Source organism: Paracoccus sp. PARArs4 (genome assembly GCF_947311865.1).
Taxonomy (GTDB): domain Bacteria; phylum Pseudomonadota; class Alphaproteobacteria; order Rhodobacterales; family Rhodobacteraceae; genus Paracoccus; species Paracoccus zeaxanthinifaciens.
The window spans coordinates 29,856-55,546 of sequence record NZ_CAMZMW010000017.1 but is presented as its reverse complement, the minus strand read 5'-3'; the positions used below and the strand labels follow the sequence as shown (position 1 = coordinate 55,546).

Sequence of the window (25,691 nt, the reverse complement as noted above, 5' to 3'; positions counted from 1 at the left end):
AGGGCTTCGGCGTATATCATGGCGCGATTGGGGAGAGCGCGCCACGGACTTGGCGAAGCAGGGGCGTCGATCGGAGGACATGGATGGAAACCTGTCGGAGACGGATTGGGTTAACCAATTCGCAACAGTATTCGCCGAAAGTATTTCTGGCGATTGACCGAAACGCATTCAACTTGTCTAAAAAGCCATGTCATCACGTGCAGACATAAATGCCGGACTTCAGAAGCTGGGGCGGATTTCCCCGGCAGGGTATTTCGTTGGCCTGCACATCCGCTTCGCCGCGCCGCTGATGCAGTTCCAGACCTATGCCGAGGAATGGGCCGACTTCTATTCGCGCAACGGCTATGCCCTTCGGGACCCCACCATCGCCTGGGGTTTCTCGACCACGGGTGCGTGCCGCTGGTCGGCCCTGCCGATCCCCGATCCGTTCAACATCCTCCAGGATGCCGCGGATCACGGGTTGATCTTCGGTCTGACCGTCTCGCACGGGCCGATCGCATCGCGGACCATCGCAAGCTTTGCGCGCGACGACCGCGAATTCACGGATGTCGAGATCGAACAGGTCTCGTCAACGGTCAGGCAGCTCCACGATATCACCGAGCCGCCTGAGAGCCTGACCAAGGCTCAGAAAGATGCCCTTCGTTGTATTGCGGAAGGCGACCGTCATGCAGCGGCCGCGGCCAAGCTGGGAATCACCGAGAGCGCGTTCAAGGCGAGGCTGATCTCCGTGAGGGAGCGTCTGAAGGCGCGGACCACGGCAGAGGCCCTGCAGCGCGCCAAGGAATACAGGCTGCTGTAGGATGTGTCGTCTGGGGGGTCCGCAATCGGCGGGGGGGCGATTATCACCTCAGGAGCGCCAAGATGCAGACCACCACTTTGTCCTTTTCCAATCTTCACAACCATGGCGAGTTGTTCGCCAATCTCTTTCGCGCACGTAAGCAGAGCTTCATCGTCCAGAAGAACTGGGATCTGCCCGAAGCCGACGACATGGAGTTCGACCAGTACGACACTCCGCAAAGCCGCTGGATCGCGATCCACGACCATACCGAGGTGCTGGCAGGCATCCGCCTGACGCCGACGACGGCCCGCTGCGGCATCTACAGCTACATGATCCGGGACGCGCAGGAAGGCGTGCTGGGCGGATCGATCCCGCAGAACCTGCTGGATGACAAGGCCCCGGTCGATCCCAATGTCTGGGAATGTTCGCGCGTGTTCGTCAGCCATGCCATCCCCCAGAGCGCGCGTCGCCGGGTGCATTTCAAGATGGTCGAGGCGATGACCGGGTCCGCCCGCGAACTGGGCGCGACGCAGCTGATCGCGCTCACCGGTGCGAACTGGGAACGCTGGTATGGCCGCTGCGGCCTGGATGCCCATGCCCTCGGGCCGGTGATGTGGATCGACGACGGCGAATTCCAATGCGTGTCCATCGACCTCAGCGTCAAGATGCACTGATGACGAACGGGGCTGTTGCAGCCCGCGCGTCGTGCTTAGATTGGGGCCATCATGGCCGATCTGTTCGACAGCAAAGACGACCCGCAGCCCCCGACGCGTTCGGGGGTCCGACCCCTTGCCGACCGCATCCGGCCCGCCAACCTGTCCGAGGTGATCGGCCAGGCGCATGTTCTGGGCGATGACGGCCCCCTGGGCAGCATGCTTGCGGCGGGCAGCCTGTCCTCGGTCATCTTCTGGGGCCCGCCGGGGGTCGGCAAGACCACCATCGCGCGGCTTCTGGCGGACGAGACCGACCTGACCTTTGTCCAGATCAGCGCGATCTTCTCGGGGGTGCCGGAGCTGCGCAAGGTCTTCGACGCCGCCAAGATGCGGCGCGGGCAGGGGCAGGGCACGCTGCTGTTCGTCGACGAGATCCACCGCTTCAACAAGGCGCAGCAGGACAGCTTTCTTCCCCACATGGAGGACGGCACGATCCTTCTGGTCGGCGCCACCACCGAGAACCCCTCGTTCGAGCTGAACGCCGCACTTCTGTCGCGCGCGCAGGTCATCGTCCTGCAGCGCCTGTCCTTGGCCGAGCTGGAGCTGCTGGCGCAGCGCGCCGAGCGCGACCTGGGCCGCAAGCTGCCCCTGACCGCGCAGGCCCGCGACGGGCTGCTGGAAATGGCCGATGGCGACGGGCGGGCCGCGCTGAACCTGATCGAGCAGGTCGCGGCCTGGCGGACGGATGCGCCGCTTGGGCCCGACGATATGGCACGCCGCCTGCAACGGCGGGCGATGAAATACGACAAGTCCGGCGACGAGCATTACAACCTCATCTCCGCGCTGCACAAATCGGTGCGCGGCAGCGATCCCGACGCGGCGCTGTACTGGCTGGGCCGCATGCTGGAGGGGGGCGAGGATCCGCGTTACCTTGCCCGCCGCATCACCCGCATGGCGGTCGAGGATATCGGCCTTGCCGATCCCGCGGCGCAGCGCCACTGCCTGGATGCCTGGGCGCTGTATGAACGCCTTGGCAGCCCCGAGGGGGAACTCGCGCTGGCGCAGGCCGTGATCTATCTCGCGCTCGCGCCGAAATCGAACGCCGGATATGCCGCCTACAAGGCCGCGCGGGCCGAGGCGAAGCGCACCGGCAGCCTGATGCCGCCCGCCCATATCCTGAACGCGCCGACCAGGCTGATGAAGGAACAGGGCTACGGTTCGGGCTATGCCTATGACCACGACGCCGAGGACGGCTTCAGCGGGCAGAACTATTTCCCCGACGGGATGAAGCGGCCCGTTCTCTATACCCCGGTCGAGCGGGGGTTCGAACGGGAGCTGAAACGCCGTCTGGACTGGTTCGTCAGCCAGCGTCTTAAGCGCGGCGGTTGACTTTGGCGGCCAAGGGGAACAGAGCCACGTGATGATGAACCCTTACCTTCAGGTGGCGATCGGCGGTGCGACGGGCGCGGTGATGCGCTTTGCCGTCACGCGGCTGATGCCGTGGCACGGTCCGCATTTTCCCGTCGCGACGCTGACGGTGAACGTGCTGGGCAGCCTTGCCATGGGCGTCCTTGCGGCGTCCTTAGCGCATCGCTTCGGCAACCAGTTCGCGCCGATGCTGCTGACGGGCCTTCTGGGCGGGTTCACGACATTCTCGGCCTTCTCGCTGGATGCGCTGACGCTGTACGAGCGTGGGCAGCATCTGGGGGCGGCCATTTACGTGCTGGCCTCGGTCACGCTGTCGCTTGTGGCAGTGATCGCGGGGCTGGCAGCCGGACGAGGGTTATTCGCATGAGCGGCGTTCAGACGATCCGCATCGGCCAGGACGAGGGCGACCAGCGCCTCGACCGCTGGCTGAAAAAGAAATTTCCGCAGCTGACGCAGGGCGCGGTCGAGAAGATGTGCCGCACCGGCCAGCTTCGCGTCGATGGCGGTCGCGTGAAGGCCGCGACACGGCTGGAAGAGGGGCAGGAGGTCCGCATCCCGCCACTGCCCGACGACCGTCCCGCGCCCTCGCAGGCTGCGGGCCCGCGCGTGGGCGATGCCGACGCGCAGATGATCCAGGCCGCGGTCCTGTGGAAGGACGAGCACATCATCGCGCTGAACAAGCCGCCGGGCCTGCCCAGCCAAGGCGGAAGCGGGCAGGGGAACCGTCACGTCGACGGCCTGACCACCGCGCTGATGTTCGGCTACAAGGACCGGCCCAAGCTGGTGCACCGGCTGGACAAGGATACCTCGGGGATCCTGCTGCTGGCGCGCACCGATCGTGTCGCCCGCGCCCTGTCCGAGGCGTTCCGCAACCGCACCACGCGCAAGATCTACTGGGCCGCGGTCGCGGGCACGCCGCATCCGCGCATGGGCACGGTCCGCTATGGCCTGGTCAAGGCCCCCGGCCACGGGCGCGGCGGCGAGGGCGAGAAGATGATGGCGATCCATCCCCGCGACATCGACGCGACCGAGGGCGCGAAGCGCGCGACCACGGATTACGCCGTTCTCGATGCGCTTGGCACGCGGGCCAGCTGGTGTGCACTGGTGCCGATCACCGGGCGCACCCACCAGCTGCGCGCGCATATGGCCGAGCTGGGCCATCCGATCGTGGGCGACGGCAAGTATGGCGGCTCGGGGCAGGAGAACCTGGGCGACGGCTGGGGTGCGCAGCTGGGCGGAGAGATCAGCCGCAAGCTGCACCTGCACGCCCGCAGCCTGTCCTTCGACCATCCGATCACCAAGAAGCGCATCACGGTGACCGCGCCCTTGCCCGATCACATGGCGCGGACCTGGAAGACGCTCGGCTGGAACGAGGCCGACGTTCCGGCGGATCCCTTCGCGGACGACGAATGAGGCTGGTCGTCTTCGACGTGGACGGCACGCTGATCGACAGCCAGGCGCTGATCCATCACGCGATGTCCGAGGCATTCGAGGGCGAGGGTCTGGCCGCGCTGCCCAAGACGCAGGTCCTGTCGATCGTGGGGCTGTCGCTGCCGGTCGCCGTCGCGCGGCTGGCGCCGGACCTGCCCGGTGACATGCAGGGCCGCATCGTCGAGGGCTACAAGCGGGCCTTCATGGCGGGCCGCAAGGCGCAGCCCGCGCCACTCTATCCCGGGGCGCGGGCGTGCCTCGACCGGCTGGGGGCGCGCGACGACCTGATGCTGGCGGTCGCGACGGGCAAGTCCCGCCGAGGCCTGGATGCGATGATCGCGCATCACGGGCTGGAGAACCGCTTCCTCAGCCTGCAGACGGCGGACGGCCATCCGTCCAAGCCCCATCCCGCGATGCTGCAGGCCGCCATGTCCGAATGCGGGGCCGAACCCGCGCGCACGGTCATGATCGGCGACACCAGTTTCGACATGGAGATGGCGCGCGGGGCAGGGGCTACGGGCCTGGGCGTCGCGTGGGGCTATCACGACAGCGATATGCTGTGGCAGGCGGGCGCGTCACGGATCGCGCCCGATTTCGCGGAACTTGAACGGATGATCGAGGAGTGGGCGGCATGAGCGAATGGAAAGCGCGCCGGTTCTGGAAGGTGGCGGATATCAGGACCGCCGATGCCGGATGGGAGGTCGTGCTGGACGATCGCCCCCTGCGCACCCCCGGCAAGCAGGCGCTGATCCTGCCGACCGAGGGGCTGGCCCGCGCCGTCGCCGCCGAATGGGACGCGCAAGAGCAGGAGATTCGCCCCCAGACCATGCCGCTGACCCGCGCCGCGAACTCGGCCATCGAAAAGGTGCGTCCGCAATTCGCAGGCGTTGCGGCCATGCTTGCCGAATATGCGGGCACGGACCTGCTGTCCTATCGGGCAACCGACCCGCAAGAGCTTGTCGATCTTCAGGCGCAGGGCTGGGACCCGATCATCGATTGGGCCGCCGAACGCCATGACGCGCGGCTGGCGGTAACCGCGGGGGTGATGCCGGTGGCGCAGGACCCTGCCGTGCTGGGGCGGCTGCACGACCGGGTGGCGGGGCTGGACCTGTTCGGCCTGACCGCGCTGCACGACCTTGTAACGCTGCCCGGATCGCTGATCCTGGGCCTTGCCGTCATCGAGGGGCGGCTGGATGCCGAGGGCGCCTTTGCCCTGTCGCGCATCGACGAGGAATACCAGATTCGCCAATGGGGCGAGGACGAGGAGGCGCAGGAGGCGGCGGCCGCAAGGCTGGTCGCGATGCGCGATGCGGAACGTCTCTGGCAGTTGACCCGCACCGATTGAAAGCGCGCGCCTGTCCAAGGCGGCGCTTGACGCAGCAACTTGTATCGGCACAATACCGCCTATTGGGGCGGCAATTCGTGGCCCCAGAACGATAAGGATCGCCAATGCGGTCCATTCCGCGTCCGGACGGGGTCTGACGTCGCCCGGAAGCTCCAACACAGAGGTAGAAATGAAAAAATCGGTTTTCCTGGGCACGGCAGCCGCGGCGACGCTGATCGCGGGCATGGGTGTGGCGCAAGAGGGATCGACCCTGGCCCAGGTGCAGGAACGTGACGAGCTGAACTGCGGCGTGAACACCGGCCTCGTCGGCTTCGCGGCACCGGATGCGAACGGCAACTGGACCGGCTTCGACGTCGCGCTGTGCCGTGCGGTCGCCGCCGCCGTGCTCAGCGATTCGTCGAAGGTGAAATTCGTGCCGACCACGGGTCAGACCCGCTTCACGGCGCTCAGCTCGGGCGAAGTCGACGTGCTGGCGCGCAACTCGACCTGGACCTATTCGCGCGACACCGACCTCAAGCTCGATTTCGCGGGCGTGAACTACTATGACGGCCAGGGCTTCATGGTCCGCAAGGACCTGGGCGTGACCTCGGCCAAGGAACTGGACGGCGCGACCATCTGCATCCAGACCGGCACCACGACCGAGCTGAACCTCGCCGACTATTTCCGCGCGAACCAGATGGACTACACCCCCGTCAACATCGACAGCAACGCCGAGGGCGAGCAGCAGTACATGGCGGGCGCCTGCGACGCCTATACCACCGACGCCTCGGGGCTGGCCGCGACCCGCGCCGCCTTCGCGGATCCGGAGAACCACATCATCCTGCCCGAGATCATCTCGAAGGAGCCGCTTGGCCCGGCAGTCCGCCACGGCGACAACAACTGGGGCGACATCGTCGGCTGGACGCTGAACGCACTGGTCGCGGCCGAGGAATACGGCGTCACCTCGAAGAACATCGAGGAGCTGTCGAAATCCTCGAACAACCCCGAGGTCCAGCGCCTTCTGGGTTCGACCGACGAGCTGGGCGCCATGCTGGGCCTGGACGCCGAATGGGCCAAGCGCGCCATCCAGGCGGGCGGCAACTATGGCGAGATCTTCGCCGCCAATATCGGTGAGCAGACGCCGATCGGCCTGGCCCGTGGCCTGAACGCGCAGTGGACCCAGGGCGGCCTGCTCTACGCGCCCCCGTTCCGCTGATCCGGGACAGGGCCGGTCCCGTTCGGGGACCGGTCCGACCCTCGCGCCCGCGCGGGGGTCACCTTCAACGATAAGCCCGCCGCCTTATCAAAACGGCGCAAAGCCGATGGCGGGTGACAGGGGAAAATTTCTATGACGGACCTTCCGGCGCCGGCGAATCCGCCGTTCCGGCCGAGCATGCTGATCAATGATCGGCGATATCGGTCGCTGACCTTCCAGGTCGTCGTGTTCATCCTGGTCATGGCTGCGGCCTGGTGGCTGGTGGACAACACGATCCGCAACCTTGCGGCACTGGGCAAGACCTTCGATTTCGGCTTTCTCTGGAACCGCGCGGGGTACGACATCCCGCAGACTCCGATCCCCTATACCGCGGACGACACGCATTTCCGTGCCGCCGCCGTGGGCCTTCTGAACACGCTGATCGTCTCGATCCTGGGCTGCATCGCGGCCACGGTCGTCGGGATTGCCGTCGGCGTCGCGCGCCTGTCCAACAACTGGCTGTTCGCGCGGCTGATGACCGTCTTCGTCGAGATCTTCCGCAACATGCCGCTGCTGCTGTGGATCCTGATCATCTATGCGATCTTCACCGAGATCCTGCCCGCGCCGAACGCCTATCGCGGCGAGGACCCGGCATGGTCGATGATCCTGTGGGACAATGTCGCGCTGACGAACCGCTATACCGCGATCCCCACCCTGGGGATGACGAACGACCCGGGCAGCCTGGATCTGGGCGCGCGCATCACGATCAGCTGGGCCACCATCGCGATCGTCGCGGCGCTGGTCCTTGGCTGGATCGTGCGCGGCCGCATCCGCGATCACGCGCAGAGGGTTCAGGACAAGACGGGCACGCGCCCGACCACCTGGTGGAAGTCGCTGGCCGTCATGACCGTGCCGACGCTGCTGCTGATCTGGTATTTCGGCCTGCACCTGGTCCCCCCCTCGCTCAAGGGGTTCAACTTCACGGGCGGCCTGAACGTCGCGAACGCGCTGGTCGCGCTGTGGCTGGCGCTGACGCTCTATACCGCGGCCTTCATCGCCGAGATCGTGCGCGCGGGCATCCTGGCCGTCAGCAAGGGCCAGTCCGAGGCGGCCTTCGCCCTGGGCATGCGTCCCAAGCGGACGATGAACCTGGTGATCCTGCCGCAGGCGCTGCGGGTCATCATTCCGCCGCTGATCTCGCAATACCTGAACCTGACCAAGAACAGCTCTCTGGCGATCGCGGTCGGCTACATGGACCTGCGCGGCACGCTTGGCGGGACCACCCTCAACCAGACCGGCCGAGAGCTGGAGGCCATCCTTCTGATGATGTTGACCTACCTGGCGCTCAGCCTGATCATCTCGGCGGGGATGAACGTCTTCAATTCCCGCGTGAAGCTGAAGGAGCGGTGAAATGAGCGATACCCACGCCCAGACCGTCGCCTTCGTGCGCGACACCATGCTGCCCGCCGCCCCGCCGCCCGCCCAGCAGGCCGGCGCGGTCCGCTGGCTGCGAGAGAACCTGTTCTCGGGGCCGGTGAACACGGTTCTGACCCTGCTGGGTCTGGCCATCATCTGGTTCCTCTATGTCGCCTTCGGGGACTGGTTCGCCCATTCCGTCTGGAATGCGGACAGCCTGCCCGAATGCCGCGAGATCATCGCCCAGACCTGGGGCGAGGGCGCGCGCGGCGCCTGCTTCGCCGTCATCCGCGAACGCTGGAACCAGTATGTCTTCGGCTTCTATCCGCCCGAGCTGTACTGGCGGCCGGTGATGACCTTCGGCCTGCTGATGGTCGCGCTGATGCCCGTCCTGTTCGGCGCATCGCTGTCGATCCGGCGGATCGTACTGTCGGCAACGGTGGCGCTGACGCTGCTGGCGATGATCGCGCTTGGCGCGCCCATCGTCTGGCTGGTCTTCGCCGTCGCGGTCATGGCCTTCGCCTTCTACGCCTCCGAGACCGAGATCACGCGGCTTCTGCCCTTCTCGGCGCTGTTCCCGCTTCTGGGGGTCTGGCTTCTGTGGGGCGGTTCGCTCTGGGGTCCGATCTTCGTGCTGGTGGGGCCGGTCCTTGGCTGGATCACCTGGCGCGTGCTGTCGCCGCGCTCGGCGATGCTGGCCACGATCATGGCGGCGCTGGTGACGGTGGTCTTCTGGCTGTTCGTCGCGGGCGACGCGGCGGGCGATGCGCAGAACCTGCTGCCGATGGGGATCCCTGCGGTCGCCTCCAGCAGCTTTGGCGGGTTCCTCCTGTCGATCACCATCGGCGTGGCGGGCATCGCCCTGTCGCTGCCCCTGGGGATCGTGCTGGCGCTGGCGCGGCGTTCGGACATGTTCCTGATCACGACCCTGGCCGTCGTCTTCATCGAGTTCATCCGCGGCGTGCCCCTGATCACGCTGCTGTTCGTGGCGTCGCTTCTGCTGAACTACTTCCTGCCGCCGGGGACCAGCTTCGACATCATCCTGCGCGTCATCATCATGGTGACGGTCTTCGCCGCCGCCTACATGGCCGAGGTGATCCGCGGGGGCCTGGCCGCGCTGCCCAAGGGCCAGTACGAGGCCGCGGACGCGCTCGGGCTGGACTACTGGAAGGCGCAGCGGCTGATCGTGCTGCCGCAGGCGCTGAAGATCTCGATCCCGGGGATCGTCTCGACCTTCATCGGCATGTTCAAGGACACGACGCTGGTCACCTTCGTGGGTCTGTACGATCCGCTGAAATCCATGTCCGACGCGGTGCGCGCAAGCACGTCCTGGAAGGGTATCTACTGGGAACCCTACATCTTCGTCGGCTTCATCTTCTTCCTCATCTGCTTCGGCATGTCGCGGTACTCGATGTACCTGGAACGCCGTCTGCAGCGTGGTCACCGTTAAGGACAGGATCATGAACGAAACCATCACCCGCCAGATCGACCGGAGCCACATGACGGTCAGCGACGAGGTCGCGATCGAGATCCGGAACATGAACAAGTGGTACGGTACCTTCCACGTGCTGCGCGACATCGACCTGACCGTGCATCGCGGCGAACGCATCGTCATCGCGGGCCCCTCGGGGTCCGGGAAATCGACGCTGATCCGCTGCATCAACCGGCTGGAGGAACATCAGGCCGGCCATATCGTCGTGGACGGGGTCGAGCTGACCAGCGACATCAAGAACATCGACAAGGTGCGTTCCGAAGTCGGCATGGTGTTCCAGCACTTCAACCTGTTCCCGCACCTGACCGTGCTGGAGAACTGCACGCTGGCGCCGATCTGGGTCCGCAAGGTTCCCAAGAAGCAGGCCGAGGAAACGGCCATGCATTTCCTGTCCAAGGTCAAGATCCCCGACCAGGCCCACAAGTATCCGGGCCAGCTGTCGGGCGGGCAGCAGCAGCGCGTCGCCATCGCGCGGTCGCTGTGCATGCAGCCGCGCATCATGCTGTTCGACGAGCCGACCAGCGCGTTGGACCCCGAGATGATCAAGGAGGTCCTGGACACCATGATCGAGCTGGCCGAGGAGGGGATGACCATGCTGTGCGTCACCCACGAGATGGGCTTTGCCCAGGCCGTGGCGAACCGCGTGATCTTCATGGACCAGGGCCAGATCGTGGAACAGAACGAACCGGTCGAGTTCTTCAACAACCCCAAATCCGAGCGGACGAAGCTGTTCCTCAGCCAGATCCTCGGGCACTGAACGGGGCCATCGAATGCGCAAAGGCGGGGAGCGATCCCCGCCTTTCGTCGTTTCGGGCCTGCCTTGTCAGCTGCGCCCGTCGAAGCGGATGAAATCCATCACGCTGCCATTGCCCGGGGCGATCTCGGCCCAGCTCTCGACCTCGAAATCGACGACGAGGGTCGCGGCTGTGGGATAGCTGCGGAACTCGGGGTCCAGCGGTGCGCGCGCAGGCAGCATCGCCGCGAATTCCGAGATGCCGGGGTTGTGCCCGATCATCATCACCGTGGGCTGAGTGGCCGAACGCAGCACCGCCAGCATCCGGTCCGGCCCCGCGTGATAGAGGGATTTCTCGAAGCGCATCACGGGCCGCACTTCCAGCGGTGCGCCGGACACCACGTCCCAGGTCTGGCGCGTGCGCGTCGCGGTCGAGCACAGAACCTCTTCGGGTTCGTAGCCGCGGCTGGCCATCCAGTCGCCAAGCGCGCGGGCGGAACGGCGTCCGCGTTCGTTCAGGGGCCGGTCGTGATCGTCCAGCGTCGGATCGTCCCACGCCGATTTCGCGTGTCGCGTCAGGATCAGTCGGCGATGTCCAAGCGGGGTCATGTTCGGGTCAGCCCTTTCGTGCCGTGGCAGGAATCGCAGCCTGCCACAGCCCGTCTTGTCCCCGCAAGCGCGTTACAGGCCGCTTGCGCCCTGCCGCAGGCCGCGCGGCTTGACGCGCGGTTCGGTCGTGCGGATCAACGAGCCCGCGCCATGTTCGGTGAACAGCTCCAGCAGGCAGGCGTTCTGGACGCGTCCGTCCAGGATGACGACCGCGCGGACACCGTCCTCGATCGCCTTCAGGGCGGTCTCGGTCTTGGGGATCATGCCGCCCGCGATCTGGCCGTCGGCGATCATGTCGCGCACCTGGTCCGGGGTCAGCTGGGTCACCACCTCGCCCGAGGCGTCCTTGACCCCCGCCACGTCGGTCAGCAGCAGCAGGCGGTCGGCCTGCAGCGCACCGGCGATGGCGCCCGCGGCGGTGTCGCCGTTGACGTTGAAGGTCTCGTTATCCTCCATCCCCGTGGCGACGGGGGCGATGACGGGGATCATCCCCGCGCCGTAAAGGTCGCGGATGATCTGGACGTTCATCTCGACGGGGCGGCCGACGAAGCCCAGTTCGGGATCGTCCGCCTCGCAGACCATCATGTCGTCGTCCTTGCCGGAAATCCCGACCGCGCGGCCGCCGGCATCGTTGATCGCCTGGACGATGCGCTTGTTCACCAGGCCCGACAGCACCATCTCGACGACCTCGACGGTCTCCTTGGTGGTGACGCGCTTGCCGCGGACGAAATTGCTCTCGATGCCCAGCTTGCCCAGCAGTTCGTTGATCATCGGGCCGCCGCCATGGCAGACGATGGGGTTCATGCCGACCTGCTTCATCAGCACGATGTCGCGGGCGAATTCCGCCATCGCATCGTCGTCGCCCATGGCGTTGCCGCCGAACTTGACCACGACCACCGCGCCTGAATAGCGCTGCAGATAGGGCAGGGCTTCCGAAAGCGTGCGTGCGGTGGCGATCCAGTCCCGGTTCATGTTCTGCTTTCTCATCCCTTGATCCCCGTGATTAGGGGCGGACCCTAGGACGCGCGGGCGGTTCAGTCCAGCCCGGCGATGATGGCGCGAAGCGTGGCGATCCCGTCGGCCTTCTCGGACGAGGTGACGACCAGCTCGGGGAAGGCGGCGGGGTGCTTCTGCAGCTCTTCCTCGCATTGCGCCAGCACCGGCTTGATCGCGTTCGGGCCCAGCTTGTCGGCCTTGGTCAGCACGACCTGGAAGGGCACGGCAGAGCGGTCCAGCAGGGTCATGATCTCGTGGTCGACCGGCTTGATGCCGTGGCGCGAATCGATCAGGCAGAAGGCGCGGCGCAGCGTGGGCCGCCCCGCCAGATAGGATTTCAGCAGCGTCTGCCATTTCTGGACGACCGGCAGCGGCGCCTTGGCAAAGCCATAGCCCGGAAGGTCGACCATGAAGGCGCGCTCGCCCAGCTTGAAATAGTTGATTTCCTGCGTGCGGCCCGGCGTGTTCGACGCGCGGGCGATGCCCTTGCGGCCGGTCAGCGCGTTGATCAGGCTGGACTTGCCCACGTTGCTGCGGCCCGCGAAGCAGATCTCGGGGCGGTCGGCGGGGGGCAGGCCGTCCATGGCGACGACACCCTTGAGGAAATCGACCGGACCCGCGAACAGCTGGCGCGCGGCCTCGGCGACATGGGCTTCGGGTTCGGGGGCGACGGGGAAAGAGACCTTCATGCGGTAACCTGATCCTGAAGGCGGATCGTGCCGCCGGTGACGACCTCGGCAAAGACGCCGAAATCGGTATGTCCATAATTCTGGCGCAGCGCGTCCAGCATGTCGATGTCGCGCTGGCCGGTGGTCGTGTCGATGCTGGTGGCCTCGCAGCGGGTCACATGGTCGGTGACGCGCAGCTCGACCTCGCCCAGGCGGATGACGCGACCGATCCAGTCGCGCTCCTCGAAGGGGGCGAGGCCCTCGATCCACAGGTTGCCGCGCCAGCGACGATGGCCCGCGACAAGGCCCGTGCGGGCCTCGAGGTCTCGCAGGCTGTCCAGCGACAGGATCGACAGCCAGGGCCATTTCTGGTCGGTCCAGATCGCCGCGCCGCGAACAAGGCGCGTCGGCGCGGGGCCCTGCCACAGCGGGCGCAGCCAGTCGATCAGGCGCGGCCCCTCGGTTTCGGGATCCAGCGTGATGCTGCCTGCGCGGGGATGTGCAAGGTGCAGAAGCCCGTCGCGCCAGCCGCCGTCGATGGCCTGCAGATCGGCCGAGGCGACGCCGCGCAGAAAGGCGGATTTGGGCAGCCAGCGATCCGGCTGCCCTTCGGTTTCACTGGCGATGGCCAGCCGCTCGCCCGCCTCGGTCAGGACCGCCCATTCGCGGTCGCCCGGCATGCGGGTGGCGGGCTGCAGGCGCACCGCGTCCAGCCCCTCGCCTCCGATCGACTTGACCGGATGGCGACGGATCATGGCCAGACGCGGCGCGCCCATCACTTGCCCTTGCCGCGCGACGGCAGCGAGGCGCGGATGTTGCCGAACAGGTCGGGCCGGTGGCCGTGCATCGACATGATCGTGTACTGCTGGATGATCGTGATCGTGTTGTTCGTGATCCAGTACAGGACCAGCCCCGAGGCGAAGCCGCCCAGCATGAACATGAAGATCCAGGGCATCAGCGCGAAGATCATCTTCTGCGACGGGTCCTGCGGCGTCGGGTTCAGACGCTGCTGCATCCACATGCTGACACCCAGCAGGATCGCCAGCGCCGGCAGCGACAGCGAGTGCAGCAGCGTGCCCTGCGCCGGTGCCGCGAAGGGCAGGACGCCGAACAGGTTCAGCAGGCTGGAGGGGTCCGGCGCCGAGAGGTCGCGGATCCAACCGATCCAGGGCGCGTGGCGCAGTTCGATCGTGACGAAGATCACCTTGTAGAGCGAGAAGAAGATCGGGATCTGCAGCAGGATCGGAAGGCAGCCCGCGGCCGGGTTCACCTTCTCGCGCTTGTACAGCTCCATCACCTCTTTCTGGAACTTCATCCGGTCGTCGCCGGTGCGGGTCTTGATCTCCTCCATCTGGGGCTGAAGTTCCTTCATCTTCGCCATCGAGATGTAGGATTTGCGCGCCAGCGGGAAGACCAGCATCTTCAGCACGACGGTCAGCGCAATGATCGCCCAGCCCATGTTGCCGATGATGCCGTTCAGGAAGTGCAGCAGGCGGAAGATCGGCTTGGTCAGGAAGTAGAACCAGCCCCAGTCGATCGAGTCGACGAAGCCCTGGATGCCCAGGTCGTCCTCGTAGCCCTTGATGACCTCCCAGACCTTGGCGCCCGCAAAGAGGTAGCTGTCCGAGGATGCGGTCGCGCCCGGCTGGACGGTCTGCATCGGGAAGCGGGCCTCGGTCTGGTAGATGTCGGCGCCGTCGGCATATTTTACGACCGCGGTGAAGGCCTGGCCCGGTGCGGGGGCCAGCGTCGTCATCCAGTACTTGTCGGTGAAGCCGATCCAGCCGTTCTCCTCGACCTCGAAGATCTCGGCGCGGCCCTCGCGGGGCTGCTGTTCGAAATCGGGCAGGTCGTCGTAATCCTGTTCGATCAGCGTGCCGTCCTGCATGCCGACGACGCCCTCGTGCAGCACGAAGAAGTTCTGCGTGTCGGGTTCGCCGTGGCGGGCGATGATGCCGTAGGGGGCGGCGGCGAAGGCCTGGTCGCCGTTGTTCTCGACGCTCTGGCTGACGGTGAACAGATAGTTGTCGTCAAGCGCGAAGGTCCGGCGGAAGACCTGGCCCGCGCCGTTGTCCCATGCCAGCGTGACCGGGTTGCCGGGCGACAGGGTCTCGCCCTGCTCCAGCGTCCAGACGGTCGCGGGGTTCGGGACCAGCGACGGGTCGGTGCCCGCGCCGGGGGTCCAGCCATAGACGGCGTAATAGGGCTTCGAGGCGCCGGATTCGATCCCTGCCTCGGCCGTGGCGGAAGAGGGCGACAGAAGGCGCACATTGGGCGAGCTGTCGTCGTTCTCTTCGCGGTAGCGAAGCAGCAGCAGGTCGTCCACGCGACCGCCGGCCAGCGAGATCGAGCCTTCCAGCGCGGGCGAGTCGATCGCCACGCGGCCCACGGGCTGATCGCCCGCGGTCTCGGGGGTCTCGGCCAGGTCGGCGCCGTTGCCCGCGGTCGTGGCGGGGGCAAGGGGCTGGTCGGGCATGCTCTGCTCGGCCACGGGCTGTCCCGAGGGTTGATCCGTGGCAGGTTCCGGTGCGAACACCGTGTACCAGACCATGATCACCAGGAACGACAGCACGGTCGCCAGGATCAGATTGCGGTTGTTGTCGTCCATTCCGTCACCACCGTCATCGCGTCAGTCGCGCCGGTTCAACAGAACGGACCCCGAAAGGTCAAGCGGAATTGGGCTTTCGCGGCCCCTGGCGGGGCTGCGCGGCCCGTGAAAACGTGGCGTTCAGCCCCGTTTCGCGATCTGCGGCAGCTGCGATGCGGCGGTCGCCTGCGCGGTCAGGAAATCATGCGTCGCCGACAGCGGCATGGGTCGCGCGATGGCATAGCCCTGAACCTCGTCGCAGCCCATCTGCGCAAGGAAGGCGTATTCCTCGCGCGTCTCGACGCCCTCGGCCAGCGCGGCGATGCCCAGCCGTTCGGCCAGGGCCAGGATCGCAAGGATCATCCGCTGCTGGCCCGCATCCACGTCGCAGGCGGTCACGAAGCTGCGGTCGATCTTGATGCGGTGGATGCCGAACTGCCGGATTGCGTCCAGGCTGGCATAGCCCGTGCCGAAATCGTCCAGGTCGATGCAGCAGCCGGCCTTGGCCAGCTTGCCCAGGTTCACCCGCGTCTCGGCATTGCTGGTCACGGGCCCCACGCTCTCCAGCACCTCGACCACCAGTCGGGCGGGCGCGATCTCGTGGCGGTCCAGTTCCCACAGCAGGCAATCGGCAAAGCCGCGGCTGGACAATTCACAGTTCGAGATGTTGATCGAGACGGTCGGCACGTCGAAGCCCGCCCGGTCCCATGCCTTCAGCGCCTGCATGGACTGCGCCAGCATCACCAGCGTCAGGCTGTTGTGATCGGCATCGCCCATCTGCGGCATGAAGGCGCCGGGGGGCAGAAGCCCGCGCTGCGGGTGGTTCCACCGGGCCAGCGCCTCGAAGCCGGTGATGCGGCCCGAATGGCAGCATTGCTGGGGCTGGAAGAAGGCCTCGAACTCGCCCGCCTTGATCGCGTCGGAAACGGTGGCGGCCAGGTCGCCCGAGGCAAGCGCGGGATCGTGGGCATACATCGTCATCCGCCCGAGCGCGCTGTCGGGCAGCCCGCGCATCCGGCGCAGCGCGTTGTCGGTCATCAGCGCGACATCGGGCAGGTCGGGCGCGTCGGCATGGACCAGGACGCCCGTCAGCACCGGCGTCACGTTGCGCCCGCCAAGGGGGATGGTCCGCTGGCCCAGCTGGTGCAGCCTGCGCCCCACCTGCATCGCGTCGCGTTCGGACCGGTCGCGCAGCACCACCGCGAACAGGCCCGGCCCCACGATCTGCAGCGGGTCGCAGGGCCTGACCGCCCCCCCGAGCGTCATGGACAGCTGCACGATCAGATGGCTGACCGCCGTCTTGTCGAGGATCTGGGACAGGCTCTCGATATTCTCGAGCCGCAGAAGAAGCACGCTGCGCGCAAGGTCCTGCGGATCGGCCGGTTTCGTCAGCCTGCGGAACGGCGAGAGGATGCGATCGAGTTTCTTGGACATGCCGGACCTTTCACGGAATCACCGACACGAGCATTAGACCCGATTGCTTGTCGTTCCGTTAATGTTCCTGCGTTCCGCGCCCCAGATCGGGCACCGGATCGGCATTTTCGGCCGGATCGCCCGGGAAAAGTCCCGAAAAATCGAACAGTTTCGGATCCAGCAGATGCGAGGGGCGCACGTTCATCAGCGACCGGAACATCACCTGCCTGCGTCCGGGGGTGCGTGCCTCCCATTCGTCCAGCATGCGCTTGACCTGGACGCGCTGCAGGCCCTCCTGGCTGCCGCAGAGATCGCAGGGAATGATGGGATAGTTCATGGCCCGTGCGAAGCGGTCGCAATCGTCCTCGGCCACATAGGCAAGGGGGCGCAGGACCGTCAGGTCGCCATCCTCGTTCAGCAGCTTGGGCGGCATGGTGGCCAGCCGTCCGCCGTGGAACAGGTTCATGAAGAAGGTTTCCAGCATGTCGTCGCGGTGGTGGCCCAGCACCACGGCGGAACAGCCTTCCTCGCGCGCGATGCGATAGAGATTGCCGCGACGCAGCCGCGAACACAGCGCGCAATAGGTCCGGCCGGCGGGCACCTTCTCCTTCACGATGGAATAGGTGTCCTGGTATTCGATCCGGTGCGGAACGCCGCGTTCCTTCAGGAAGGCCGGCAGGACCGTCGCCGGAAAGTTCGGCTGCCCCTGGTCCAGGTTGCAGGCCAGCAGCTCGACCGGCAGAACGCCGCGCCACTGCAATTCGTGCAGGATCGCCAGCAGGGTATAGCTGTCCTTGCCGCCCGACAGGCAGACCAGCCAGCGATCGCCGGGGCGGACCATGCCGTAATCCTCGATCGCGGCGCGGGTCTCGCGCACCAGGCGCTTGCGCAGCTTGCGGAACTCGGTCGAGGAGGGGGCGCCCGCGAAGAGCGGGTGGATATCGGAATCGTCAGCGTCGTCCAGCATCGCGAACCTTCTGGTCGTGGTCCGGGTCGGCGCCCGGCACGGGGTCATAACCTTGGCCGCCCCAGGGGTGGCAGCGACCGATGCGGCGCAGCGTCAGCAATCCGCCCCGCCATGCACCGTGACGTTCGAGGGCCTGCAGCGCATAGGCCGAGCAGGTCGGCTGGAACCGGCAGCCGTGACCGACCCAGGGGGATGCGACAAGCCTGTAGGCACGGACGGGCAGGGCCGCGATCCGTGCAAGGGGGCTCATCTGTGCACCTTGCGCAGGGCGCGGCGCAGTTCGTCCTGCATCTGGGCGAAATCGCGGGTCGCGGTGGCCTCGGGGCGGCCGACCAGAACATAGTCCCAGCCCCGGCGGCCATCCTGCGGCAGCACGAGGCGCGCGATCTCGCGCAGGCGGCGCTTGGCGCGGTTGCGCGCCACGGCATTGCCCAGCTTTTTCGAGCAGGTGAAACCAATGCGCAATTCCCCGTCATCCCCGCGATCGCGGGCCTGAAGCAGGAACGCGGGCATCGGCGTGCGCGACGCCTTGGCGCAAAGAAGGAAATCGGCGCGTTTCGCGATCACCTTCGGCATGGACGCAGACATGCGAAATGCCGCCCGGTCTGCATCCGGCGACGTATCGTCTGCGGGATGGGGCAGGGGCGGCATCTCGAGTAGTCTTGCAGGCAGCAAAGCCGCCGACAGGATCGCCTAGGCGATCACGCCGACAGACGCTTGCGGCCCTTGGCGCGACGGGCGTTCAGCACGCGACGGCCGCCTTTGGTGGCCATGCGGGCGCGGAAGCCGTGACGGCGCGCACGAACGAGGTTCGAGGGTTGGAAGGTGCGCTTCATGGTCATACTCCGGTGTCGTATCTTGCGGATGGTCACCGTACGGGGCAGGTTGCAGAAAACTGCCCCGCGCCACGGCGCCGGTCATTCGAAGCCCGCTCATTAGTGAAGAACCTTCCGCGCGTCAACCATGCAAAACGGGTTCGGCGATGCCCAAATAGACGTGGAACTTCGGTTCAATCACATTCGTTTGATGTGCAATCCATGACGGATCCATCCCAAAAGCGGCTGCCTGCGAAGAAAAGACCACGATAACATGAGACTGAACACGATCTCTGGCCGATTCGCCGCTTTGACGATGATGTTCGTCCTGCTGGCCGAGCTGTTCATCCTGCTGCCGTCGCTGGCGGGATTCCGGCTGGACTACCTCGAATCGCGGCTGGAACGTGCGCAGATCGCAAGCCTTGCGCTGCTTGCCACCGACGAGACGCTGGCCTCCGACCTGGAATCGGAGCTGCTGCAGAACGCGGGCGTGTTCAACGTGGTCCTGCGGCGCGACGACATCCGCCAGCTGGTCCTGTCCTCGCCGATTCCCGGCCCGGTCGTCGCGACATACGACCTGCGCGAGGATGGCGTGATGCAGACCATCGACGATTCGCTGATCGCCATCGCCGATTCCGAGAACCGCGTGATCCGGGTGATCGGATCGCCCGTGAACCAGGCGGGCCAGCTGATCGAGATCACGATGGAGACGCTGCCCCTGCGGCAGGCGATGGTGGAGTATGTCCTGCGGCTTCTGGCGGTGTCGGCGCTGTTCTCGATCCTGACGGCGGTGCTGCTGTTCCTTGCAGCGCAGCGCATGATCCTTGCGCCGATCCGGCGGGTGATCACGCATATGTCCGCCTATGCCGGCGCCCCCGAGGATGCGCGCAGCATCATCATCCCCGATGCCCGGCTGGAGGAGCTGCGCGAGGCCGAGACCGCGCTTCAGACCATGCAGCAGACCGTGACCTCGTCTCTGAAGCAGAAAGAGCGCATGGCCCAGCTGGGGCAGGCGGTCGCCAAGATCAGCCACGACCTGCGCAACATCCTGACCACGGCGCAGATCTTCGCCGACCGGCTGGAGGACAGCGCCGACCCCAAGGTGCGGCGGGCCGCGCCCAAGCTGGTGAACTCGATCACGCGGGCGGTGAACCTGTGCGAGACGACGCTGGCCTTCGGCAAGGCCGAGGAACCCGCGCCCACGCTGTCGCGCTTCAACCTGGCCCAGCTGGCACAGGAGGTGGTCGAGGCCGAGACCCTTGCGGGCGAGGCTGCGGGCAAGGTCGATTTCCTGACCGACATTCCCGGCGGCATGATCCTGCGCGCGGATCGCGACCAGCTGTATCGCGTGCTGTCGAACCTGGTGCGCAACGCGCGGCAGGCGATCGAGGGGACGGGCCAGAACGGCACGATCGAGCTGAGCGCGGGCGAGGGCGAGTCCGATTGGTGGATCCGCGTGGGCGACAGCGGGCCGGGGCTGCCCGAAAAGGCGCGGGAATACCTGTTCAAGCCCTTCTCGGGCAGCACGCGCCGCGGGGGGACCGGGCTTGGGCTGACCATCGCCGCCGATCTCGTGCGCGGGCACGGGGGCAGCCTGAACCTGATGCGCAGCGACGAGGACGGGTCGGAATTCTGCATCAAGCTGCCGCGCGACCTGGCGCAGATGCCTGCGCGCGAGGGTGCCCCCGCCTGACGCCGGGTTCCTGGCGTTGCCTGCGAAAAGTTTCGACACCCGGACGAATGGGCCTTGCGTCCCCCCGCACCCACGGTTAGTAACCGCCCTCACAGACGGACCCGTAGCTCAGCTGGATAGAGCACCAGACTACGAATCTGGGGGTCGGGCGTTCGAATCGCTCCGGGTCCGCCATTTCCCCATAGTCCAGATCGACGCATCGCCAGTGCCCCGGGGCATATTGCGCGTCCTTCGGTCCGATTCGATGCCATCGGCAGCGTGGGGACCGTGCGGGAAACCCGTCCGGAAATATCCCGCCGAATTCGTCACATACTTGTCGGAATGCCCCTTGCAGCCGCCGGCGACCGCGGTTAGTAACCGCCCACACAGACGGACCCGTAGCTCAGCTGGATAGAGCACCAGACTACGAATCTGGGGGTCGGGCGTTCGAATCGCTCCGGGTCCGCCATTTCCCCATAGTCCAGATCGACGCATCGCCAGTGCCCCGGGGCATATTGCGCGTCCTTCGGTCCGATTCGATGCCATCGGCAGCGTGGGGACCGTGCGGGAAACCCGTCCGGAAATATCCCGCCGAATTCGTCACATACTTGTCGGAATGCCCCTTGCAGCCGCCGGCGACCGCGGTTAGTAACCGCCCACACAGACGGACCCGTAGCTCAGCTGGATAGAGCACCAGACTACGAATCTGGGGGTCGGGCGTTCGAATCGCTCCGGGTCCGCCATTTCCCCATCATCGGAAGAACAGCAAGGCAGCGACCGTTTTGGTCGGGGCCCTTCATGTCGTTCCCGAAGGTTTGCGGCTGCCGGTCCCGACGGCAGCCGATTCTGTCATGCGCCGGATCAGGCTAGGGGCACCAACCGGTCGCGATCCGCATCCTGGCGCGCGTCAAGGGCGCCGCGACGGACGGCCTGCACGACCAGCCCGTGAATCGGCATGCCCCGATCCTGTCGCAGCACCGCAGGCGTCAGGCGGGCGTCGAAGCCCGCGTGATCCAGCAGTGTCGCAAGATGCGGCGCGGCATGGGCGAAGCGACGGCTGGGGCGCAGGACATAGGCCTCGGTCCCGTCATGCGCCTCGACCGTGAAGGCGAAGCGGCCGCCGGGGCGCAGCGCCTGCGCGACCCAGGCCACGATCTGCTCCAACGCGCCAAGATAGGCGAAGACATCGGCGGCGGTGACCAGATCCCACCGCCCCGCCTGCGGCGCCAGCGCCGAGAGGTCCGCCTTGGCCAGCCGGTCATAGATGCCCTTGGCCCCGGCCTCGCGCAGCATCTCGGCCGAGATGTCCCACCCTTCCAGCCAGTCCGCGCGGTCGCGCAGATGCGTGCCCATCAGCCCGGTGCCACAGCCCAGGTCGAGAACGCGCCCAAGCGGCCCCGCAAGGCCGGATGCGATCAGTTCGGGCGCGCGATAGTCCAGCTTCTCTACCAGCGATTCCTCGAAGCCCGCGGCGTATTGGTCGAACAGCGTCTCGACGAAGGCCGAGGGCATGGCATCGGCCAACGAGCGGTCCCGCAGCAGGTCGAGGCACAGCGCCGCGCCCAGCCGGTCCTCGGGGTCCAGATCGAGCGCGCGGCGGAAGGCGTCATCGGCCAGGGGCAGGCCCGCCGCCATGCGGATCTCGCCCAGGCGGAACCAGCCCGCGACCCAGTCGGGCCGCAGTTCCAGCGCCTGGAGATAGATTTCGGATGCGGCATTCGCGTCGCCGGGCAGCATCGCCTCGGCATATTCGGCGCGACGATCCGCAATGAGATCGCCCGACGACAGGGAGAGTATCGACATGTTCAGCTTCTGGGAAAGAAGCGGTCGCCATCCGACCGCAAGCGCCATCTATGCCGATGCGGGGCGGCGTCAAGATGCGACGGTGGGGAAGGGCGGTTCTGGCGGAGGCGGTGGGATTCGAACCCACGGTGGGCTCTCACCCACGTCGGTTTTCAAGACCGGTGCATTAAACCACTCTGCCACGCCTCCGACCGTTGCGGAGTAGCGGGTCGCAGGCGCGACCGCAAGGCTCAGCGAGAGAGGGTGACGCTGTTCGTCGCGCCGCTGACCTCGACCCCGCGGATGCGGGCAAGCTGGCGATAGTTCAGCGGCAGGCCCACGGTGATCGGATCGGTCACGGGGTTCGCGGGCAGGGCGCGGGCGGGGTTGTCGGCGACGGGCGGCAGGGCCACGAAACGCAGGCGGAGGATGCCGTCGGCATCGGGTTCCAGCTTGCCGCGGGGTTGCGGGCGGACGGGAACCAGCGCGGCCTGGCGATAGCCCTTGACCGGGGCCGCGCCCTGCACGACCAGCAGGCGACCTTCGCCCAGGGGCTCCCAGCTGGCGGCGACGATCTGCGGGACGCCGGGGCGTTCGTCGCCCGCGGTGACATATCCGCCCTCGGGGGCGATGCTGGGGGCCGTGCGTTCGGGCTGGGGCAGCCATCCGAGCGGGTTCAGCCGGCTGTCGCCGAACCGTCCGCAACCGGCGATCGCGGTGGCGCCGATCAGCAGCGGCAGGATGAATTTCGCCATGGCAGGTCCCCCTTGTTCCTTGGCCCTTGTGATAGGGGAAAGCGGCTGCGCGGAAAAGCCTCTTTGACCTTCGGGGCAGGCCACGCTAGGCCATGCGCATCTGAAGGAGATGAGCATGGCGACCGCAGCATTCGAAGAGATCGCAGAAACCTTCGACTTCCTCGACGACTGGGAGGATCGCTATCGCCACGTGATCGAGCTGGGCAAGGCGATGCCGCCGCTGGATCCCGCGCTGCAGGTGCCCGCGAACAAGGTCGACGGCTGTGCAAGCCAAGTGTGGATCCACCCGCAGATCGCGGATGGACGCTTCGATTTCCACGGAGAGAGCGACGCGCTGATCGTGCGCGGCCTGATCGCGGTGCTGCACGCGCTGTATTCGGGCGTGCCGGTGGGCCAAGTCGGCCAGATCGACGCGCAGGCCGAATTGTCGCGGCTGGGCCTGGACGAGCACCTGTCGGCGCAGCGCTCGAACGGGCTGCGCGCGATGGTGGAGCGGATCAGGCTGCTTTCCGCCGCCGCAAGCTGATCCAGCCGCCGCCGAGGACCCGGCTGCTGTCGTTCTGGTAGAAGACGCAGGCCTGGCCGGGGCTGACGCCTTCCTCGGGGTCCAGCAGCTCGACCTCGGCGCGGCGACCGGGCAGGGGGCGCAGGATCGCGGGCCGCGGCGGGCGGGTCGAGCGGATGCGGACCATGACCGGGATCTCTCCCTCGAATGCCTGGTCGCCCAGCCAGTTCACCTCGCTGACATTGACGGTCTGCGTGGACAGGGCGGCGCGCGGTCCGACGACGACGCGGCGCGTCTCGGGCTCCAGCCGCACCACATAGAGTGGGTCGCCCAAGCCACCGATTCCCAGGCCCCGACGCTGGCCGATCGTGTAGTGGATCACGCCGCGATGCTGGCCCAGCACGTTGCCGTCCATGTCCACGATCTCGCCCGGATCGGCGGCACCGGGGCGCAGCTTCTCGATGACCGAGGCGTAGTCGCCATTGGGCACGAAGCAGATGTCCTGGCTGTCGGGCTTGTCCGCGACCGACAGGCCGTATTCGGCGGCCAGCGCGCGGGTCTCGGCCTTGCTTTCCAGGTGGCCCAGGGGGAAGCGCAGGAAATCCAGCTGCTCTTGCGTGGTCGAGAACAGGAAATAGCTCTGGTCGCGGTTCTGGTCGGCCGCCATGTGCAGCTCGGCCCGGCTGTCGCCCTGCTTGCGCTGGATATAGTGGCCGGTCGCCATGCAGTCGGCATCCAGATCGCGCGCGGTTTCCAGCAGGTCGCGGAACTTCACGCGCTCATTGCAGCGGATGCAGGGCACGGGGGTCGCGCCGGCCAGATAGGCATCGGCGAATTCGTCGATCACGGATTCGCGGAACTTGTTCTCGTAATCCAGCACGTAATGGGGAAAGCCCATGCGCTCGGCCACGCGGCGGGCATCGTGGATGTCCTGACCCGCGCAGCAGGCGCCCTTCTTGGCCAAGGCCGCCCCGTGATCATAGAGCTGCAGCGTTACGCCCACCACGTCGTAGCCTTCGGCATGCAGCTTGGCCGCCACGACCGAGCTGTCGACGCCGCCCGACATGGCGACCACGACGCGCGTCTGCGACGGCGGCTTGGCAAAGCCGAGGCTGTTCAATTCGGTGTCGCGCGCCGTCGCGCGGATGCTGGTGTCGAGGCTCATGGATGGTCTTTCACGGGTCTTGGCGCGGCCGCAGCCGACGAAACTCGATCAAAATATAGGAGAATGCCGCATATTCTCAACCCCGCCGGGGCGTTCCGGCTAACGCGGTCTTAAGTCGTGGGGGTGCATACCGGCCCCAACAAGTCGGAGGCAGTTCATGTTCGTGAAGAAAACCAATGGTCCGCGGACCGTCACGCTGGCCGATGGGCGCATCCTCAGCATCGCGGACCTGCCGTCCGCCGACACGCGCTGGGTGGCCAGTCGCAAGCAGACGGTGGTGCTGGCGGTGGCCCACGGGCTGATCGCGCGGGACGAGGCCATCGCGCGCTATGGCCTGTCGGACGAGGAGTTCGACGGCTGGTGCGCCGCGGTCGCCCGGCATGGCAAGGCCGCGCTGAAGGTGACGTCGCTGCAACGCTATAGACAGCCGCAGGTTGAGCATCGTAACGGTTAATCGCGGCAGGTAACCTCGTGTTAACCGGTTCGTCTCAATGTTCAGGTTCGAAGAATTCGACGAATCGGGGGATACCAAGAATGCGAATCCTACTTGTGGAAGACGACCCCAGCACGGCCCGCGCGATCGAGCTGATGCTGACCTCGGCCAGCTACAACGTGTTCCGGACGGATCTGGGTGAGGAAGGCATCGATCTTGCCAAGCTCTATGATTACGACCTGATCCTGCTGGACCTGGACCTGCCCGACATGAACGGGATGGAGGTGCTGCGCCACCTGCGCATGTCGCGCATCGACACCCCGATCCTGATCCTGACCGGCAGCGACGACACCGAGAGCAAGCTGCGCGGTTTCGGCTTCGGGGCGGACGACTACATGACCAAGCCCTTCAACCGCGAGGAACTGCAGGCCCGCATCCAGGCCATCATCCGCCGCTCCAAGGGCCATTCGCAGGCGTTGATCCACACGGGCGAGATCACGGTGAACCTCGACGCGCGCTCGGTCGAGGTGGGCGGCAAGCCGGTGAACTTGACAGGCAAGGAATACCAGATCCTGGAACTGCTGAGCCTGCGCAAGGGCACGACCCTGACCAAGGAGATGTTCCTGAACCATCTCTATGGCGGCATGGACGAGCCCGAACTGAAGATCATCGACGTGTTCATCTGCAAGCTGCGCAAGAAGCTGTCCGAGGCGCTGCAGGGCCGCAACTATATCGAGACGGTATGGGGCCGCGGTTACGTGCTGCGCGATCCCGGCCCCGCGGAACAGGAACGGCTGGCCATCGGCGCCTGAGCGCGTCTGGACGACGCGCGCAGCATGGGCGATACCCGGTCCGAAGGGCGGCACGGCGCCGC

At 66.5% G+C, this 25,691-nt stretch carries 28 protein-coding genes and 4 tRNA genes; 18 read left to right on the top strand and 14 right to left on the bottom strand.

Annotated features, from left to right (window positions below; genetic code table 11):
• Positions 1–187: 187 nt before the first annotated feature.
• From QMZ16_RS13470 to QMZ16_RS13420, 11 genes are all read left to right on the top strand, one after another.
• Positions 188–799 (top strand): autoinducer binding domain-containing protein, encoded by a 612-nt coding sequence (locus QMZ16_RS13470; protein WP_282603654.1) that lies wholly within the window; start codon positions 188–190, stop codon positions 797–799.
• Between the two features lie 62 nt (positions 800–861).
• Positions 862–1,452 carry an acyl-homoserine-lactone synthase gene (locus tag QMZ16_RS13465; RefSeq protein WP_022708237.1) on the top strand — a complete coding sequence of 197 codons (591 nt, stop codon included), beginning with the start codon at positions 862–864 and terminating at the stop codon, positions 1,450–1,452.
• A 51-nt stretch (positions 1,453–1,503) separates the two neighbouring features.
• Entirely contained in the window at positions 1,504–2,820 is a 1,317-nt protein-coding gene (locus QMZ16_RS13460; protein WP_282603653.1) for a replication-associated recombination protein A, read from the top strand.
• A gap of 31 nt (positions 2,821–2,851) precedes the next feature.
• Positions 2,852–3,226: a fluoride efflux transporter CrcB gene (gene crcB / locus QMZ16_RS13455; protein ID WP_282603652.1), complete on the top strand. Its 375-nt coding sequence runs from the start codon at positions 2,852–2,854 to the stop codon at positions 3,224–3,226.
• Positions 3,223–4,272: an RluA family pseudouridine synthase gene (locus QMZ16_RS13450; protein ID WP_282603651.1), complete on the top strand. Its 1,050-nt coding sequence runs from the start codon at positions 3,223–3,225 to the stop codon at positions 4,270–4,272. The genes crcB and QMZ16_RS13450 overlap by 4 nt, the downstream gene beginning before the upstream one ends.
• Positions 4,269–4,925 carry an HAD-IA family hydrolase gene (locus tag QMZ16_RS13445; RefSeq protein WP_282603650.1) on the top strand — a complete coding sequence of 219 codons (657 nt, stop codon included), beginning with the start codon at positions 4,269–4,271 and terminating at the stop codon, positions 4,923–4,925. Before QMZ16_RS13450 ends, QMZ16_RS13445 begins: the two co-directional genes overlap by 4 nt.
• The gene (locus QMZ16_RS13440) at positions 4,922–5,635 is read left to right on the top strand and encodes an ATP12 family protein (RefSeq protein WP_022708242.1); all 714 of its coding nucleotides are present in this window, start codon (positions 4,922–4,924) and stop codon (positions 5,633–5,635) included. Before QMZ16_RS13445 ends, QMZ16_RS13440 begins: the two co-directional genes overlap by 4 nt.
• A 169-nt stretch (positions 5,636–5,804) precedes the next feature.
• The gene (locus QMZ16_RS13435) at positions 5,805–6,830 is read left to right on the top strand and encodes an amino acid ABC transporter substrate-binding protein (protein WP_022708243.1); all 1,026 of its coding nucleotides are present in this window, start codon (positions 5,805–5,807) and stop codon (positions 6,828–6,830) included.
• Between the two features lie 177 nt (positions 6,831–7,007).
• On the top strand, positions 7,008–8,219 hold the full coding sequence (locus QMZ16_RS13430) for an ABC transporter permease subunit (protein WP_282603649.1): 1,212 nt from the start codon (positions 7,008–7,010) through the stop codon (positions 8,217–8,219).
• 1 nt (position 8,220) lies between these two features.
• Positions 8,221–9,675, top strand: coding sequence for an amino acid ABC transporter permease (locus QMZ16_RS13425; RefSeq protein ID WP_282603648.1), 1,455 nt, complete (start codon positions 8,221–8,223; stop codon positions 9,673–9,675).
• A 10-nt stretch (positions 9,676–9,685) separates the two neighbouring features.
• Positions 9,686–10,474, top strand: a complete 789-nt coding sequence (locus QMZ16_RS13420) for an amino acid ABC transporter ATP-binding protein (RefSeq protein ID WP_022708246.1) — start codon at positions 9,686–9,688, stop codon at positions 10,472–10,474.
• Positions 10,475–10,540: 66 nt separating this feature from the next.
• Here the strand turns inward: QMZ16_RS13420 and QMZ16_RS13415 are convergent, their stop codons facing one another.
• The 10 genes from QMZ16_RS13415 to rpmH form a co-directional block, all read right to left on the bottom strand.
• Positions 10,541–11,059, bottom strand: a complete 519-nt coding sequence (locus QMZ16_RS13415) for a histidine phosphatase family protein (protein WP_282603647.1) — start codon at positions 11,057–11,059, stop codon at positions 10,541–10,543.
• Between the two features lie 72 nt (positions 11,060–11,131).
• Positions 11,132–12,031, bottom strand: coding sequence for an acetylglutamate kinase (gene argB / locus QMZ16_RS13410; protein WP_028725977.1), 900 nt, complete (start codon positions 12,029–12,031; stop codon positions 11,132–11,134).
• A 62-nt stretch (positions 12,032–12,093) separates the two neighbouring features.
• The gene (gene yihA / locus QMZ16_RS13405; RefSeq protein ID WP_282603646.1) at positions 12,094–12,744 is read right to left on the bottom strand and encodes a ribosome biogenesis GTP-binding protein YihA/YsxC; all 651 of its coding nucleotides are present in this window, start codon (positions 12,742–12,744) and stop codon (positions 12,094–12,096) included.
• A complete protein-coding gene (locus QMZ16_RS13400; protein ID WP_282603645.1) occupies positions 12,741–13,499 on the bottom strand; it encodes an MOSC domain-containing protein in 759 nt (252 codons plus the stop codon). Before QMZ16_RS13400 ends, yihA begins: the two co-directional genes overlap by 4 nt.
• Positions 13,499–15,331: a membrane protein insertase YidC gene (yidC, locus tag QMZ16_RS13395; protein WP_282603644.1), complete on the bottom strand. Its 1,833-nt coding sequence runs from the start codon at positions 15,329–15,331 to the stop codon at positions 13,499–13,501. The genes QMZ16_RS13400 and yidC overlap by 1 nt, the downstream gene beginning before the upstream one ends.
• Before the next feature lie 120 nt (positions 15,332–15,451).
• The gene (locus QMZ16_RS13390) at positions 15,452–16,744 is read right to left on the bottom strand and encodes an EAL domain-containing protein (RefSeq protein WP_282603643.1); all 1,293 of its coding nucleotides are present in this window, start codon (positions 16,742–16,744) and stop codon (positions 15,452–15,454) included.
• 58 nt (positions 16,745–16,802) lie between these two features.
• Positions 16,803–17,690: a tRNA 2-thiocytidine(32) synthetase TtcA gene (ttcA, locus tag QMZ16_RS13385; RefSeq protein ID WP_022708253.1), complete on the bottom strand. Its 888-nt coding sequence runs from the start codon at positions 17,688–17,690 to the stop codon at positions 16,803–16,805.
• Entirely contained in the window at positions 17,674–17,940 is a 267-nt protein-coding gene (gene yidD, locus QMZ16_RS13380; RefSeq protein ID WP_022708254.1) for a membrane protein insertion efficiency factor YidD, read from the bottom strand. Before yidD ends, ttcA begins: the two co-directional genes overlap by 17 nt.
• On the bottom strand, positions 17,937–18,278 hold the full coding sequence (gene rnpA / locus QMZ16_RS13375) for a ribonuclease P protein component (RefSeq protein ID WP_028725979.1): 342 nt from the start codon (positions 18,276–18,278) through the stop codon (positions 17,937–17,939). The genes yidD and rnpA overlap by 4 nt, the downstream gene beginning before the upstream one ends.
• A gap of 113 nt (positions 18,279–18,391) precedes the next feature.
• Entirely contained in the window at positions 18,392–18,526 is a 135-nt protein-coding gene (gene rpmH / locus QMZ16_RS13370; protein ID WP_028725980.1) for a 50S ribosomal protein L34, read from the bottom strand.
• Between the two features lie 253 nt (positions 18,527–18,779).
• Here rpmH and QMZ16_RS13365 point away from each other — a divergent pair, with 253 nt between their 5' ends.
• From QMZ16_RS13365 to QMZ16_RS13350, 4 genes are all read left to right on the top strand, one after another.
• Positions 18,780–20,198 (top strand): HAMP domain-containing sensor histidine kinase, encoded by a 1,419-nt coding sequence (locus QMZ16_RS13365; RefSeq protein ID WP_022708257.1) that lies wholly within the window; start codon positions 18,780–18,782, stop codon positions 20,196–20,198.
• 97 nt (positions 20,199–20,295) lie between these two features.
• Positions 20,296–20,372, top strand: a tRNA-Arg gene (locus QMZ16_RS13360).
• A gap of 197 nt (positions 20,373–20,569) precedes the next feature.
• Positions 20,570–20,646: transfer RNA gene (locus QMZ16_RS13355), tRNA-Arg, on the top strand.
• A 197-nt stretch (positions 20,647–20,843) separates the two neighbouring features.
• A tRNA-Arg gene (locus tag QMZ16_RS13350) sits at positions 20,844–20,920 on the top strand.
• A gap of 118 nt (positions 20,921–21,038) precedes the next feature.
• On the opposite strand, the gene QMZ16_RS13345 is transcribed toward QMZ16_RS13350, so the two are convergent.
• The 3 genes from QMZ16_RS13345 to QMZ16_RS13335 form a co-directional block, all read right to left on the bottom strand.
• Positions 21,039–21,980 carry a methyltransferase domain-containing protein gene (locus QMZ16_RS13345; protein ID WP_282603642.1) on the bottom strand — a complete coding sequence of 314 codons (942 nt, stop codon included), beginning with the start codon at positions 21,978–21,980 and terminating at the stop codon, positions 21,039–21,041.
• A gap of 99 nt (positions 21,981–22,079) precedes the next feature.
• Positions 22,080–22,169: transfer RNA gene (locus QMZ16_RS13340), tRNA-Ser, on the bottom strand.
• A gap of 41 nt (positions 22,170–22,210) precedes the next feature.
• Positions 22,211–22,714, bottom strand: coding sequence for a hypothetical protein (locus QMZ16_RS13335; RefSeq protein WP_282603641.1), 504 nt, complete (start codon positions 22,712–22,714; stop codon positions 22,211–22,213).
• A gap of 115 nt (positions 22,715–22,829) precedes the next feature.
• Between QMZ16_RS13335 and QMZ16_RS13330 the strand changes: the two genes are divergently transcribed.
• Positions 22,830–23,240, top strand: coding sequence for a SufE family protein (locus QMZ16_RS13330; RefSeq protein ID WP_022708260.1), 411 nt, complete (start codon positions 22,830–22,832; stop codon positions 23,238–23,240).
• On the opposite strand, the gene mnmA is transcribed toward QMZ16_RS13330, so the two are convergent.
• Positions 23,212–24,384, bottom strand: coding sequence for a tRNA 2-thiouridine(34) synthase MnmA (mnmA, locus tag QMZ16_RS13325; protein WP_282603640.1), 1,173 nt, complete (start codon positions 24,382–24,384; stop codon positions 23,212–23,214). The two genes, QMZ16_RS13330 and mnmA, sit on opposite strands and share 29 nt — an antisense overlap.
• 157 nt (positions 24,385–24,541) lie before the next feature.
• Between mnmA and QMZ16_RS13320 the strand changes: the two genes are divergently transcribed.
• Positions 24,542–24,838, top strand: a complete 297-nt coding sequence (locus QMZ16_RS13320; protein ID WP_022708262.1) for a DUF1153 domain-containing protein — start codon at positions 24,542–24,544, stop codon at positions 24,836–24,838.
• Between the two features lie 80 nt (positions 24,839–24,918).
• Positions 24,919–25,629 (top strand): response regulator transcription factor CtrA, encoded by a 711-nt coding sequence (gene ctrA / locus QMZ16_RS13315; protein ID WP_282603639.1) that lies wholly within the window; start codon positions 24,919–24,921, stop codon positions 25,627–25,629.
• Positions 25,630–25,691: the final 62 nt, after the last annotated feature.